Genomic DNA, 14,773 nt, shown 5'->3' on the forward strand with positions numbered 1-14,773 from the left:
ATATTGTACGAACCCTCCCCCGCCTTCCAATACTCGCCTCAAGCAACCACCCACCCGGGCCGGATGCGAACAGGCGAGGGAATGCGCGAGTGCTGCGCATAGAAACGGCCGATTGCCCGGGACGTGGATGCTGTGAGCCGCAAGGCTCCCTTCCCCGCTATCAGGAGATCGACTTCAATGATCATCGATATCAGCTGCTATCCCACGGATCTCGTGGACCTCGCCTGGAGGCATGACGGTGACCCGTTCACCGGCGAGCGTCTGCTGGAGATGATGGATGGCCCGTACATGGTCAACGGCAAGCCTCGCCGCATCGACAAAGCCTTCATCCAGCCGCCGCAGGGCAACACCATCTACACCTGGACCGACGGCGAATTGTCGGGCCGCGAATCCATCGACGCCTACATGGCCTACACCCTGAAAATGGTCCAGACCTACCCGGACCGTTTCATCGGCTGCTTCGTCTACAACCCGCGCTGCGGCGTGGAAAACGGCGTCGAGGCGATCGAGCGTTACGTGAAAGAACACGGTTTCAAGATGGTGCAGATGCAGGCCAACATGCACGCCTACCGTCCTGACCGCGCGCTGGACTGGGTCCGTCCGGCCTTCGAGAAATGTGCCGAGCTGGGCATCCCGGTCAAGCTGCACACCGGCGACGGGCCTTACAGCATCCCGTCGGAATGGGTGCCGATGATCAAGGAGTTCCCCAACGTCGATTTCATCATGGCCCACTTCGGTGTGCAGACCGGCGGCGTCTATGTGTTCGAACCGATGCAGTGGGCGATGGAGCTGCCCAACGTCTATTGCGAGTCCGGCTGGTGCCTGCAATCGCGGATCGTCGAATTCGCCAAGGTCCTGCCGACCCACAAGATCCTGTTCGGCACCGACACCCCGCCGAACGAACCGGGCATGTGGCTGCGCCTGCTCGAAGTGCTCTGCCACGAGCCGCCGCAGGGCCTTAACCTCGACGAGGACACCCTCGAAGACTACCTGGGCAACAACACCGCACGGATGATCGGCCTCGAGCCGTCCCCGCCGCCGCGTTCCGTTTCCGAAGCAGAGGCGCAACTCAAGCGCCCCGTCACCACCCAACTGGCCAGGAGCTGAACCGATGATCATCGACACCCATCTGCACCCCACCAATCTGGTCGACGAGGCCTGGCGCCACACCGGCGAACCGTTCACCGGCGAGCGCATGCTCAAGCTGATGGACGGCCCGTACATGATCAACGGCAAGCCGCGCCGGATCGACATGGGTTTCATCCAGCCGCCACCGGGCAACACCGGTTATCGCGACGGCAACCGCCGTGGCCGCGAGGGCGTGCGCGACTACATGTCGTACGTCGCCGAACTGTGCGTGAAGTACCCGGACCGGTTCATCGGCAACTTCAACTTCAACCCGCGCTGGGGACCGGAAAACGGTGCGGCAGAGCTGGAATTCCATATCAAGGAATACGGCTTCAAGATGCTCAAGCTGCACGCCAACATGCACGGCTATCGCCCGGATCGCGCACTCGACTGGCTGCGTCCGGCGATGAAGGTCTGCGCCAAGTACAACATCGTGGTGCTGATCCACACCGGTGACGGCCCGTACACCATTCCGACGATGTTCTACCCGATCATCCGCGAGTTCCCGATGGTCAATTTCATCATCGGTCACTTCGGCATCCAGACCGGCGGCAACTACTCGTTCGAAGCGTTCTGGATGGCGATGGACACGCCGAACGTGTACTGCGAATCCGGCTGGTGCTTCCAGTCGCGGATCGTCGAGTTCGCCAAGGAGCTGCCGCGCAACAAGATCGTGTTCGGCACTGACTCGCCGCCGAACGAACCGGGCATGTGGCTGCGCGAGCTGGAAGTGCTGTGCTCGCCGGCGCCGCAGGGTCTGGGGATCGACGAGGATCACCTTGAGGATTACCTGGGCAATAACATCGCCCGGTTGTGCGGGATCGAACCGACCCCGCCGCCCAAGGATCTGGCCGAAGCGGACATTCGTCTGACCACGACCTATCTCTAAACAGGGTCTGACCCGGCTTCAACCCAGCCACACAGCGACTTTACAGGCGCGAAGATGATCCGGCGTTCGCTCGACCGGCAGGCCAACGGCTTGTCGATCGAACGCCAGCCTCACCCCTGCGCGCCTGCTTTTTACGAGGTGAAACCATGACCCGTTCGACGCTCGGCGACTCTCAGGATTTTCACGTATTCATCGACGCCTATCGCCGCCAGTACCCGGACGATGTGCTGACCATCACCCAACCCCTTTCTGCCGATCAGGACGTCACCGCCCTGGTCGATGCCCTCGCCGCTCAGGGCCGCGATCCGCTGCTGATCTGCGAAAACGTCGGCACCCTCAGCGTACCGGTGGCGACCAATCTGTTCGCCTCCCGTCGGCGCATCGCCCGGCTGTTCGGCGTCAGTGCCGCGCAGTTGCACGAAACCTTCCAGACCCGCGCCAACCAGCCGATCGCGCCGCGCTACGTCGAAACCGGCCCGATACTCGATGAAGTCTTCGAAGGCGAAACCCTGGACCTGGCGCTACTGCCGATGCTCAAGCATTTCGACAGTGATCGCGGCCCGTACATTACCAACGCGATCATCATCGCCGAGGACCCGCAGACCGGCATCGCCAACATGAGCTACCACCGCTCGATGCGTCACGCCCGTCAGGCCCTGGCTACCAGCCTGCACTCGCGCGGGCATCTGTGGCGGATGTTGCAGACCGCCCGCGAACGCGGTGAAGAACTGCGCGTGGCCATGGTGGTCGGCGCGCATCCGCTGTTCATGCTCGCCGCTGCTGCACGGCTGCCCTATGGCAGCGATGAACGCGCGGTGGCCGGCGGGCTGTTCGGTGCGCCGCTGGAACTGGTGAAGACCCCACGCTACGGCATCGGCGTGCCGGCTTACGCCGAGTTTGTGCTCGAAGGTGCGATAGACCCGACGGCCTATGCCGAAGAAGGCCCGTTCGGCGAATTCAGCGGTTATTCCTCGGACCGTTCGACCAACAACGTGCTGCGCGTCGACACCTTGTTGCGGCGCAAGGACGCTTGGCTGGTGGACGTGATGGGCGGACGTTACGCCGAGCACCTGACCCTGGCGCGGCTGCCTCGCGAAGCGGAAATGAGCGAGAAGCTCAAGGCACGTTTCCCCGCCGTCACCGCCGTGCATTACCCGAACTCCGGTACGCATTTTCATTGCTACGTGGCGCTGGACCAGAGCCGCGACGGCGAGGCCCGGCAGATCATGCTGGCCCTGCTCGGCTGGGATCCGTACCTGAAAACCGTGATCGCGGTGGACAGCGATATCGACCTCACCGACGACAGCCAGGTGTTGTGGGCGCTGGCCACGCATTTCCAGCCGCACCTCGACATTTTCACCATCGACGGTTTGCCCGGCAGCCCCCTGGATCCGTCGTCCTCGGTCAATGGCACCACCTCGCGCATGGGGCTGGATGCCACGCGTGGCTCGGGGTTCGACGGGATCAAGGCGCAGCTCGATCAGGACGTGCTCGAACGCGCCCGGCAACTGCTTGAAGGTCTGCCATCGTGAACCGCCAGCGGATGGTGGTCGGCATCAGCGGCGCGTCCGGGTTTATCTACGGCGTGCGCCTGCTGGAGTTGCTGGCCGAGCTGAACATCGAAAGCCACTTGATCATCAGCCGCGCCGCGCTGCTGACCATGGCCCACGAAACCGACTACAAACTGGCGGACGTCAGCGCCCTCGCCAGCCATTACCACCGCGCCGATGACGTGGCCGCCGGGATCGCCAGCGGTTCGTTCCGTTGCCTGGGCATGGTGGTTGCGCCGTGTTCGATGAGGACGCTGGCGGAGATCGCCACCGGCACGTCTTCGGGGCTGATCGGCCGCGCCGCCGACGTCACCCTCAAGGAGCGCCGCACCCTGGTGCTGATGGCCCGCGAGACGCCACTGACCCTCGCCCACCTGCGCAACATGACCGCCGTCACCGAGATGGGCGGCATCATCGCCCCGCCGGTACCGGCCTTCTACGCCCGCCCAGACAGCCTGGCGCAAATGGTCGATCACAGCCTCGGCCGCGTCCTCGACCTGTTCGGCCTCGATGCCGGCACCGCGCTGCGCTGGGGTGAAACCCCGGCCCCCAGCCAAATCCAGCCTCACTCCCCTTCATCGTGCACCGGTCTATCACTACCAAGGAGCCTCACATGAACACCCCCTTCAACGCCCCGACCCCGAACACCAAAATCCCGGTCACCATCCTCACCGGGTTCCTCGGTGCCGGCAAAACCACCCTGCTCAATTACATCCTCAAGGAGAACCACGGCCGCAAGATCGCGGTGATCGAAAACGAGTTCGGCGAAGTCGGCATCGACGGCGATCTGGTGCTCAGTTCCGAGACCGAAGAGATCTACGAAATGGTCAACGGCTGCGTCTGCTGCACCGCCGAAGTCCGTGAAGACCTGGTGCGGATCGTCCGCGAACTGGTGGCACGCCCGGTGCGGCTCGACCACATCCTGATCGAGACCAGCGGTCTGGCCGACCCGTACCCGGTGGCCCAGAGCTTTTTCATCAACGACCCGATCGCCGAGGAAGTCGAACTCGACGCCATCGTGACCATGGTCGATGCCAAGCACATCGCCCAGCACCTGGAAGATTTGCAACTGGACGGCGTCGACAATCAGGCCGTGGATCAGATCGTCTGCGCCGACCGCATCGTCATCAACAAGGTTGATCTGGTCAGTTCCGAAGAGGTGGAAACCCTGCGCGGCAAGATCCGCGGATTGAACGCCACGGCGGATCTGGTGACCTCGACCCACGCACAGATCGACCTGTCGAAGATCCTCGGCATCGGCGCCTTCGAATGCACGCAGAAGCTGATGGAAATCGGCGCGGATCAGCACGATCACCACGAGCATGACCATCACGCTGAAGAGCCCGATCACGTGCACGACCCGAGCGTGTCCTCAGTGGGCATCGCCGTGGACGGCGCCGTCAACCTGATGGCGTTCCACCGCTGGATCAGCGAATTGCGCAGTTCCCAAGCCGACAACCTGTACCGCATGAAAGGCGTGCTGGCGGTGGCCAACGAAGACCAGCGCTACGTGCTGCAAGGCGTGCACAGCCTGGTGGAGTTCCGCGCTTCGACCGCGTGGGGCAGCGAGCCGCGCTCAAGCAAGATCGTATTCATCGGCCGCGACCTGGATCGAGCGGCGCTGAACCAGGGCTTCGCCGCCTGCCTGGCCGGCTGAAACCCGGCATCGGAGCCGGTGGATGGCGGTTCCGGGCACACAGAACGAATACCCCTCTGTACCGAATAACAACAGCTAGAGGTGATTCCCCATGTCGTCAGCCAGTTCCTCCTCCACCGTCCACCCTGTCGACCGCGTCTTGCCGGTGCGACAGATGCTCACCCTCGGCCTGCAGCACATGGCCGTCTCGTACATCGGCGCCATCGCCGTGCCGTTGATTGTTGCCAGTGCCTTGAAGATGTCCCACGCCGACACGGTGGTGCTGATCAGCACCACGCTGTTCTGCTCCGGCATCGCCACCCTGTTGCAGACCGTCGGTTTCTGGAAGTTCGGCGTACGCCTGCCGATTCTGCAAGGCGTGGCGTTCAGCAGCGTCGGGCCGGTGATCGCCATCGGCAGCAACCCGGAGGTGGGGTTCTCCGGGGTCTGCGGGGCGGTGATCGGTGCGGGGATTTTCACCATGTTGATCGCGCCGTTCGTGGGCCGCTTGCGACGGTTTTTCCCGCCGGTGGTAACTGGCTGCATCGTCACGGTGATCGGTCTGCAGCTGTTCCCGATTGCCTATGAATGGGTCGGCGGCGGGCGCAACGCGAGCAACTTCGGCGCGCCGGCGTTTCTCGCCGTGGCCGTGGTGGTGTTGCTGACCATCCTGCTGGTCAACCGCTATGGCAGCCCGTTGCTGCGCAACATGGCAGTGCTGGTCGGGATGCTGGTGGGCGCCGGTCTGGCTTACGGTCTGGGCATGGGCAACTTTCACAGCGTCGAGGACGCGCCGTGGCTGACCGTGCCCTATCCGTTCTACTTCGGCTTGCCGACCTTCAGTCTGATCCCCATCGCCACCATGGTGGTGGTGATGATCGTGCAGATGGTCGAATCCATGGGGCTGTTCGTGGCCATCAGCGACATCGTCGACAAACCGGTGGAAGACAAACAGGTGATCAACGGCCTGCGCGCCAATGGCCTGGCCAGCACCATCGCCGGGATGTTCGCCGCGTTTCCGTTCATTGCCTTCATGGAGAACGTCGGTCTGGTGATCCTGACCGGCGTGCGCAGCCGCTGGGTGGTGGCGATCAGCGGTCTGTTGATGTGCTCGATTGCGCTGGTGCCGAAAGCCGGGGCGATCATCGCCTCGATGCCGACCGCCGCGCTGGGCGGTGCCGGCATCGCGATGTTCGGCGTGGTCGCGGCAGCGGGCATCCAGACCCTGGCCAAGGTCGATTACGAACGCAATCGCTACAACGTGCTGATCGTCGGTTTCACCATCGCCGCCGCCCTGGTGCCGGTGCTCGCCCCGACCCTGTTCAAACAACTGCCCGAGTGGTCACAGCCGTTCCTGCACAGCAGCGTGGTCATCGCCTGCCTGGTGTCGGTGCTGCTCAACGCGGCGCTCAACGGCGTCAGCGTGCCAGAAACCACACCCGGCAAATCCGCCTCGCATATCCTCTGACTGGAGCTGCCCATGACTCAACTTCAAAACATCCTGATCAAGCACCCGGTCGCGGTGATGACCGGTCTGCGCGGCCCCCGTGCCCGGGCCGGCACCGTGGACATCCGCGTGGTCAACGGCCGGATCGCGGAAATGTCCGCCAACCTTGAGCCGCAACCCGGTGAGCGAGTGATCGACGCGCGAAATTCGGTGGTCTACCCGGGCTGGATCAACACCCACCATCACCTGTTCCAGAACCTGCTCAAAGCCGTGCCCGAAGGTTTGAATCAGGACCTGCAAGGCTGGCTGGCCAGCGTGCCCTATCCGCGCCTGAACCGCTTCACCCCGCAACTGGCGCGGATCGCCGCACGGCTGGGGATGGTCGAACTGCTGCTGTCCGGCGTCACCACCTGCGCCGATCACCACTACCTCTACCACGCCCACGGCAGCACCGAGACCGGCGACCTGCTGTTCGACCTCGCCGAGGAATTCGGCCTGCGCTTCGTGCTCTGCCGTGGCGGTGCCCTGGAATCGGCCAGCGCGCACCCAGGCTTCTCGAAAACCGCGCTGCAACCGGAATCACTGGAGCAAATGGTCAGCGATATCGAACGGCTGAAATCGCGCTACCACCAGGACACCCCGGATGCTCTGCGCCGGGTGGTGGTGGCGCCAACCACGCCGACCTTCTCGCTACCGCCAACGTTGTTGCGCGAACTGGCGCACACCGCCCGAGGCATGGGATTGCGCCTGCACACGCACCTGTCTGAAACCGAAAACTACGTGAACTTCTGCCGCGACAAGTACAACTGCCTGCCGGTGGAATTCGTCGCCGAACACGAATGGCTCGGCCCGGACGTCTGGTTCGCCCACGCCGTGCACCTGCAACCGGGGGAAATCCGCATGCTCGCCCAGACCGGCACCGGCGTCTCCCACTGCCCAGTGAGCAACGCCCGGCTGGGCAGCGGCGTCGCACCGATCCCGCAGATGTATGAGGCCGGCGTGCCGATCTCCCTCGGCGTCGACGGCGTGGCCTCCAACGAATCCGGAAGCATGGTCGGCGAAGCCAACACCGCCTGGCTGATCCACCGCGCCGAACAAGGCGCCTCCGCCACCACCGCCGAAGACGTCATCCACTGGGGCACGGCCGGCGGCGCGCAAGTGCTCGGCCTCGGCGCGGTCGGTACGCTGGAAGTCGGCCAAGCAGCGGATCTGGTGATCTACAGCCTCGACCACCCACGCTTCTACGGTTTCCACGACAGCGCCGTCGCACCGGTCGTCGCGGGTGAGCCGATTGCCGTGAAATACAGCCTGGTGGGTGGGCGGATCGTCGTCGACAACGGCGTGATTCCGGGGCTGGATATCGAGCGGATGCGGGCCGAGGCCTGGGAGGGTGTGCAGGCGATGATGAAGGTCGACGATTAACACAAACCCACTGCATAACCCTGTGGGAGCTAGCTTGCCAGCGATGGCAGACTTTCAGTCGACTGTGTAAACAGGCAATAAAAAGGAGAGCTGGCAAACACCATGCTCTCCTTTTGTTGTAGTGCTTTAAAAAATCACAAATCTGACATCGACTTGATTGCCAGCTCTATCCTTTCACGCGCTGCTCCAGTCAAACGCTTCACGCCGAAAGTTTTGGCAATTTCCAAAGGCATGTCGCCGGCGGAAATCAAAGACGCAACCATCAGTAGTTCCTCAGCGGCGATCTCCTCCACCGACCTGCCATCCTCCGATGTCGCAGGTATCCGATATTTGTTCCAACCCGCAATATCACTTTGGGAATGCCAAACAAATTGACCATCAACCGGATCAGTTTTCAGATGATGATTTTGCTCTGTCAGATCTAGAACTCGTTCTCGAATGAGACGGCCAGAGCGTTGAAAACCATGTGCCCGGGCTACGCGCTGTACCAATACTGAATCGAGGATCGGAGCCTCCTGCAACAACACATGTGCAATCAGTTCGGCTAGAACTGCATCATATTCAGGCGAGTAAAACGCCTCAGCATTGATTCTGTCGCCGACGCTTGTGAAGTCGGTGACACGATATTCATCTTTGATTGCGGGTGAGGCGTGCAACGTGAACGACTTCGCGATTTTGAGTTCGGGAGGTCGTTCATCAGTAGCATCGCCCTCTGATACAGCAGAAACTTCCTCTTTCTCTACGTCGTTTGCCAGTGGAGCACTATGCACTAACGACAAATGAGGTATTGAGGACTCTTGCTCAACTGTTTTGCTAACAAGAGCCGATGCACGCGACTCTTCCAAAAGAGCCTCAAGCGATGCATGCAAGCGATCCAGCGCGCCGGACTTATCAATCCACCACTCTGTCGACCAGAGCCGAACCAGCTTCCAGCCCAAACCTTGCAGGATTGCGCTACGAACCTTGTCGCGATCTCGCGCGGTCGCCGCGCTGTGATAGGTGGCACCATCACATTCAACACCAACCAGGTAATCGCCGGGTCTGTCTGGATGGACAATGCCTAAATCAATGCGGAAGCGTGATACGCCTATTTGCGGCACGACTTGCCAGCCTTTTCGTCTCAGCTCTTGAGCAACAGCTTCCTCAAAAGGCGAGTCATAACCGCCCACTGAACCCTGCACTGCCTCAGCAAGAGCCCTCGGCCCTCTCTGAGCAAATTCAATGAAGTGCTTCAGATCGCGAACAGCTCGGGCGTTGGTGCGATTTAAATCAATCATTGAAGAATCAAAAGAGGAGAAAACGATCATCTCCCTGCGTGCACGGGTTATCGCCACGTTCAAACGACGCCATCCGCCTTCTTTGTTCAATGGACCGAAGTTCATCGACATAACCTGCGCACCAGGCTCGGTTGGGCCATACCCGATACCAAGCATGATCAAATCGCGCTCATCGCCCTGGACTGTCTCCAGGTTTTTTACGACGACGGGTTCGGCAATGTCATGCTGGAAGAACGGCTCGATCTGCGGGAACTGTTGCCGCGCCCTATCCAGCAGATCGTTGATCAGCCTTTGCTGGTCACTATTGAGTGTGATGATCCCAATCGTATGACCGCTCGCAATAAACGCCGGATCCATCAAACGCTTCACAGTCTCGGTAACGATGGCCTCGGCCTCGGCCTGATTGTGCCTGCCTTTGCCTTTCGCATAGACGCCATCGACACGTCGCCACTCCACAGCGCTAGCACGCGTTTCAGCCGCAGGGAAGGTAATGAGATTACTGTCGTAATAGCGATGGTTCGAGAATGCGATCAAGCTTTCATGGCGACTCCGGTAGTGCCAACTGAGGCTATGACTTGGGATGCCTGCGCCCAGACACTCATCCAAGATGCTCTCCATGTCCTCAGCAGTATCATCCTCTGCGGCAGACGCGGCGCGATTGAAAAAATTGGTTGGAGGCATCTGACGTGGATCACCCGCAATGACCACCTGCTTACCCCTCGCGATCGACCCGATGGCATCCCATGGAGCAATTTGCGAGGCCTCATCGAATATCACCAAGTCAAAAAGTGCGAGATCTGTTGGAAGATACTGCGCAATCGATAGAGGGCTCATCAGCATGCAAGGAGCGAGTTTCGACATGGCATCGCCCATCTCAACAGCAAGCTGTCGCACGGGTTTGTGCCGACGTGATTTTTGCAGCTCGTGCTTCAAGATGCCGAAACCACCTTGCTTACCGATCTCGTTCTTCGACGGGATCAATCCACACAGCTTCGCTCGAATGTATCGAACAGTAAGCTTGGAAAGGTCCTCATCCAGACGTACAAACGCCTCAATATCGCTAGCGTGCTCCGCTGGCACGAAGTTACGAAGCAGAGGGTCCGCGTCGATCATCACCCTTGCAAACCAGCGTGCGTAAGATGTTTCGAATGCGTCTACAGTACCGCCCTCTGGCAACCCTTTAATTGCCAATGCATCACTTAACGGTTGAAGCCCGGACGCTATCGCCTCTTCACGCACCCGACACCAATCGCACCAGCCTTTCAGCTTTGACTCATGCCGAGAAATAGCACTGGCCGCATCGAGCAATGACTCAATTGTTAATTTGCCCTCTATCGGGCGATTACTCAGTTCATAGAAGCGTTTGCTCGTTTGACTGAACGCTTCCAATGCATCTTTTAATTGGTGAAGCGCTGCTGCGATAAAACCACCCCCGCCTAATAACTCATTGGCTTCAACGACGAGCTTTTGTGTGGCCCCCCGCAGTGCAATGAGATCTTCAGGGGACTCTGCGCGCGAGCTGATCAACGTTCTCAAGCGTTCAGCGAGCTCCCAAGCTACCGCCATCGCGGATTGATCACTTGAAACTCCGCTCCACCCAGGCACAGCGTTTAAATCTGCAGACAAGCTGTCCAGCGAGATGAGCAGATCACGCATTTCAAAGAGTCTCGCAAGATCCTGCTCAACGTCCGGAAAGCCAACCGCTCCGCCCTGACCCGCAAGGTTTTTACCCACCTTTTTCTTGGCCAAAGTCGCGAGGAACCAAAACTTGGTCTTGCCAGTTTCCCAATCGCTTTTGACTTGTTCGAGGTTGATGGTGCGGCAGGCTTCTGAGGCGTAGCGCACCGACAGCGAGTGTTCAATCTCTTGGTATTTTGTGAGGATCTGCACAGCTTTCTTCGCTGCAACGATCTTGGCACTTGCATTCAACGTGAATGCAAAAGAGAGATCGATACCGTGCGTATCTGCCAAGAGCGCAACAAACTGGCAAAAACGTTCGATGTCCTCCCCACTCGATACGGCTAGGGGAAGATCGGTGGCTCTCAACAAGTTGTTACAGGCAATCTTTAGCCGCTCAATGACTCCCGGCAGCTCCCTGGAAACTGCAGCGATCGACTCTTGCCAGCCGTTTGACCATTCGGTGGGAGAGATGAGCGAGAAGTCAGCTGACAGATCGCGGGCAGCCTGACTATTCAAATCGAGACGTCGGGCAAGATCACGCAGACGCGCGTACTCTTCCGCGTCGTGAGACGTTCCCTCTGGCCATGCAATATGCGGTAACGCGGCGTGCCCATCTCGTACGACACGACCTATAGCCTGATGGACTGTTAATCCATTAGGTTGCCGACGATGCAAGGTTCCCACGACTTCGTTCAATCGATTTCGTAGTTTGTGCAGTTTTGCCGTTTCTACAGCCCACTCTTCAGCGGTCAACGCATCGCGAACATCCCAAGCCCGCTCCAATTGTTTAAGTACTTCAACCTTGGATGTTTTGCTGGAATGCAGCTCAAGACAGAATTCGCCTAGTCCTTTTTCTTCAAGCCGACGATAGACAACGTCCAAAGCGGCCATTTTTTCTGCTACGAACAAGACCCTGCGACCTAGAGCCAGGTTGTGGGCAATCATGTTGGCGATGGTTTGGGACTTACCGGTGCCGGGAGGTCCATCAAGAACGAAATCACAACCGCTGGCGGAGGCAACAACTGCAGCCAGTTGGGAGGAGTCAGCAGGTAACGGTGTAAACAGATCGGCCGGGCTGACTTTTCTATCCAACTCGTGAGGCTGTGGAAACTCCCCCGACGTTGCAAAGCCATCACCGCCGACACTTCTTTCCAGCAAATGTTTGACCATCGGGCTCTTCAAAAGCTGCTCAGAGCGAGCAGCCAGATCCTGCCACATCAAATATTTCGCGAAAGAGAACGTTCCCAGCACGAGCTCAGTGGTGACCTCAAAACCCGGCACGTCTCTGATTGCACGGCGCACTGTATTCCAGATCCCAGTGACATCAATGCCACTGTCGTCGGAGGGAAGTTCACCTTCAAGCCCCGGAATAACGAGTTCAAAGTCATGTCTTAACAGTTCGAGCAGGGTCAAATTGAAGCGAGGCTCATCTTCAAGCAAAGTCATCGTCACGCCGGACAACGCACTTTTACGATCAAGTTTTACGGGTAGCAAAATTAAAGGAGCGGAATAGGTTTTCGGGTCGTCTGCCGACTTTTTCCACTTTAAAAACCCGAGTGCAAGAAAGAGAGTATTCGCTCCGCCTTCATCAAGATCACTGCGAGCTTTCCGGTACAGGTCAATCAGCGCTACTTCGAGCTTGGTTTTATCAAGCGTGGCCAGTACCTCACCACGAGACAATGCACTGCGAGCGTATTCATCTCTGAGCGACTCTCGATTTTGTTGCTCATAGAGTGCCGCATCTCTGCCTCCAGCCTCCAGATCCGGTATAGACACGATCCTGATTCGCTTGCCGCTGGCCAGTTGGTCTTCCAGCTCAGCGGGCTCAGGACAGATCAAGCGAACGCCTTTAGCACTATCCGGCAAGTGTAAAAGTCGATTTCGAGTAGTCAGGTCGAGAAGCTTGCGTTGCCACAGCGTAAGCTTACCGGCGGGAGATTCTGACTCAGTAAGAATCTCTACATCAAAGCCCGGTAATTGTGGCGCAATCTCCAATGCCTCGAGTGGTGTCTCCGCCTCTTGAATCACATCTGATTTAGACGCGGGAATTGACGTTGCTAAAGGACGGATGCGCTGCATGCGTGCTCGATGCATATCAATGGCCATGATGAAATCTTCATCGTTGACCTGTCTTTCAGCTGTACTAATCGCCTGACTGAAACCTGGAACAGGAAATTGTGTTGCGAGAGTGGTTTCAAATACGAGGGCCTCTTTCAGATCGATACGCTTTCGTACCGCGGACGCCTCATCTGTAATCAGTTGAGAAAACTCTTGGGGCTGCAACCAAACTCCTGCAAAAGCATGACCTTTCGTCAGCAACAGAAGTGCGTTCAGTCCGGCTTGCTCCAGTGCTGCGGCAAAAAGCAATGCTGTGTCCAGGCACGTTGCAACACCACCCTCCAATATGAGGCTCGGAGTTCTTACTTTCTGACCGTAAGTCTCAAAGCTTGCCGGTGGTAGTGCGTAGCTCAATTTAAGTCCGCAGACTGCGGACCATATTGCGGACGTGAGCTCCCAGGTTCTGGTTCTGGACTTATTTTCGTAACCGTTGATGCCATCTGCCTTGCCAGCTCGGCGCAGAACATCAGAAGCAGATTTGAGTATCCGATCTACCGCAGGGTCATTTGGCATTGCAAACGCCGGTAGAAGCTCTGGCATGGAGTTAACGCCCCCCCACTCATTTCGTGCCAAAAGCTCAACCGGGAAGATTTGACTATTGAGAACTTCACCATTGAAACGTAGGTGCAGCGAAAGGGTCGCGCTGAGGCTCTCCGTCAGATCGGCGAGATAAGCGGCATTCAGCTTCAAATTTCGTTCTGAAATATGCAGCGTCGACTCTTTGTTTAATCGATCCAGACGCCAAGTCTTGCCTTCAAGGAAGGGAGGGTCCGCAACAAGCTCCAGTTCAAGATCGCTGTAATCAGCTTCACCATCGTTGTGTACGGTCAGTTCTCTGAGGACCGGGACAGAATTTTGGTGAGAAGCAAAGCCAATCTTGCTGGCGATCACTCCCTCGATCTTGATGGTCATGAACCACTTCTCCATGGAAAATTCGATGAAACAAACAGAGGCCATACTCACCGACAAGGGGGGATTTTGAAACTGCTTTTTCGATCAAAGGTAGAGATATGTTCGCTCCTACAGTCGAGCCTCTAGATTTACTCCATTAATGAACAGGAAATATGCCTGTTTAACTCATGCGCGTTTCACAAGCTCACCAACGCCCTCCATAAAAACCTAGCATTAGCGCCTTGCGGTTTTGTCGACTAACGTTAGTACCTCATCGGATTGAGCCCCAACCAGCAAGATCGGGCTCTTGATCAAGGAGAGACTGATGAAATCCAGCCGCCTCATCGAACAGACCTATCGCACCTGGTCCAGCCCCATCCTGCTGGAGCTGAAAAAGCGCGAGCACGAGATGGCGCCGGCCGAACGCCAGGCGCTCGAGAATGTGCTGGTGGAAAGACGATTGCTGGACGTTGGCAATCCGAAAGGCGTTGAACGGCGTAAGAGTGCGGCGAGTAAAACCGGCAATCCCGGATAATCACTTCACCCGCCTGAGTTTGCGCTCAGCCCCAGACTCAGTAACTCCTTGCGCAAGATCGAGGGCTTTAGAGCCGCTAATCCAGCCTGCCATTCCACCGGCAGCAAACGACTCAACTTCTGCTGGCTGACCACGGGTTCGGCCAGCAAACAGCTTTTGCGTTGGCTGATGCAGATGACGTTCAGCAACCAGTCATCGCC

Annotated in this window: 9 protein-coding genes and 1 pseudogene; 8 read left to right on the forward strand and 2 right to left on the reverse strand. The window is 58.5% G+C overall.

The genetic code is table 11. From position 1 onward, the window contains the following. Positions 1–177: 177 nt before the first annotated feature. From C1X29_RS27655 to C1X29_RS27685, 7 genes are all read left to right on the forward strand, one after another. Positions 178–1,107 (forward strand): amidohydrolase family protein, encoded by a 930-nt coding sequence (locus C1X29_RS27655; RefSeq protein WP_007952852.1) that lies wholly within the window; start codon positions 178–180, stop codon positions 1,105–1,107. A 4-nt stretch (positions 1,108–1,111) separates the two neighbouring features. Further along, on the forward strand, positions 1,112–2,017 hold the full coding sequence (locus C1X29_RS27660) for an amidohydrolase family protein (protein ID WP_007952854.1): 906 nt from the start codon (positions 1,112–1,114) through the stop codon (positions 2,015–2,017). 146 nt (positions 2,018–2,163) lie between these two features. Further along, positions 2,164–3,549, forward strand: a complete 1,386-nt coding sequence (locus tag C1X29_RS27665; RefSeq protein WP_102718899.1) for a UbiD family decarboxylase — start codon at positions 2,164–2,166, stop codon at positions 3,547–3,549. Between the two features lie 11 nt (positions 3,550–3,560). Beyond that, a complete protein-coding gene (locus C1X29_RS27670) occupies positions 3,561–4,184 on the forward strand; it encodes a UbiX family flavin prenyltransferase (protein WP_102718903.1) in 624 nt (207 codons plus the stop codon). Beyond that, a complete protein-coding gene (locus C1X29_RS27675; protein ID WP_102718900.1) occupies positions 4,181–5,224 on the forward strand; it encodes a GTP-binding protein in 1,044 nt (347 codons plus the stop codon). Before C1X29_RS27670 ends, C1X29_RS27675 begins: the two co-directional genes overlap by 4 nt. A gap of 91 nt (positions 5,225–5,315) precedes the next feature. Next, a complete protein-coding gene (locus C1X29_RS27680) occupies positions 5,316–6,671 on the forward strand; it encodes a nucleobase:cation symporter-2 family protein (RefSeq protein ID WP_102718901.1) in 1,356 nt (451 codons plus the stop codon). A gap of 12 nt (positions 6,672–6,683) precedes the next feature. Further along, positions 6,684–8,072: an amidohydrolase family protein gene (locus tag C1X29_RS27685; RefSeq protein WP_102718902.1), complete on the forward strand. Its 1,389-nt coding sequence runs from the start codon at positions 6,684–6,686 to the stop codon at positions 8,070–8,072. Between the two features lie 134 nt (positions 8,073–8,206). Here C1X29_RS27685 and C1X29_RS27690 read toward each other — a convergent pair whose 3' ends face one another. Further along, a complete protein-coding gene (locus tag C1X29_RS27690; protein WP_102718904.1) occupies positions 8,207–14,059 on the reverse strand; it encodes a DUF3320 domain-containing protein in 5,853 nt (1,950 codons plus the stop codon). A gap of 304 nt (positions 14,060–14,363) precedes the next feature. On the opposite strand from C1X29_RS27690, the gene C1X29_RS27695 reads away from it, so the two are divergent. Continuing rightward, positions 14,364–14,573, forward strand: coding sequence for a hypothetical protein (locus C1X29_RS27695; protein WP_085746082.1), 210 nt, complete (start codon positions 14,364–14,366; stop codon positions 14,571–14,573). A 5-nt stretch (positions 14,574–14,578) separates the two neighbouring features. Here C1X29_RS27695 and C1X29_RS29555 read toward each other — a convergent pair. After that, positions 14,579–14,773 (reverse strand): annotated as a pseudogene (locus C1X29_RS29555) (DHH family protein); the annotation flags it as partial.

This window comes from Pseudomonas sp. GW456-12-10-14-LB2, from assembly GCF_002884345.1.
GTDB lineage: Bacteria > Pseudomonadota > Gammaproteobacteria > Pseudomonadales > Pseudomonadaceae > Aquipseudomonas > Aquipseudomonas paraglycinae.

Excerpts from the sequence above, each read along its gene's own strand:
- C1X29_RS27655 (WP_007952852.1), top strand. The coding sequence starts at position 178 with ATGATCATCGATATCAGCTGCTATCCCACGGATCTCGTGGACCTCGCC.
- C1X29_RS27660 (WP_007952854.1), top strand. The coding sequence starts at position 1,112 with ATGATCATCGACACCCATCTGCACCCCACCAATCTGGTCGACGAGGCC.
- C1X29_RS27665 (WP_102718899.1), top strand. The coding sequence starts at position 2,164 with ATGACCCGTTCGACGCTCGGCGACTCTCAGGATTTTCACGTATTCATC.
- C1X29_RS27670 (WP_102718903.1), top strand. The coding sequence starts at position 3,561 with ATGGTGGTCGGCATCAGCGGCGCGTCCGGGTTTATCTACGGCGTGCGC.
- C1X29_RS27675 (WP_102718900.1), top strand. The coding sequence starts at position 4,181 with ATGAACACCCCCTTCAACGCCCCGACCCCGAACACCAAAATCCCGGTC.
- C1X29_RS27680 (WP_102718901.1), top strand. The coding sequence starts at position 5,316 with ATGTCGTCAGCCAGTTCCTCCTCCACCGTCCACCCTGTCGACCGCGTC.
- C1X29_RS27685 (WP_102718902.1), top strand. The coding sequence starts at position 6,684 with ATGACTCAACTTCAAAACATCCTGATCAAGCACCCGGTCGCGGTGATG.
- C1X29_RS27690 (WP_102718904.1), bottom strand. The coding sequence starts at position 14,059 with ATGACCATCAAGATCGAGGGAGTGATCGCCAGCAAGATTGGCTTTGCT.
- C1X29_RS27695 (WP_085746082.1), top strand. The coding sequence starts at position 14,364 with ATGAAATCCAGCCGCCTCATCGAACAGACCTATCGCACCTGGTCCAGC.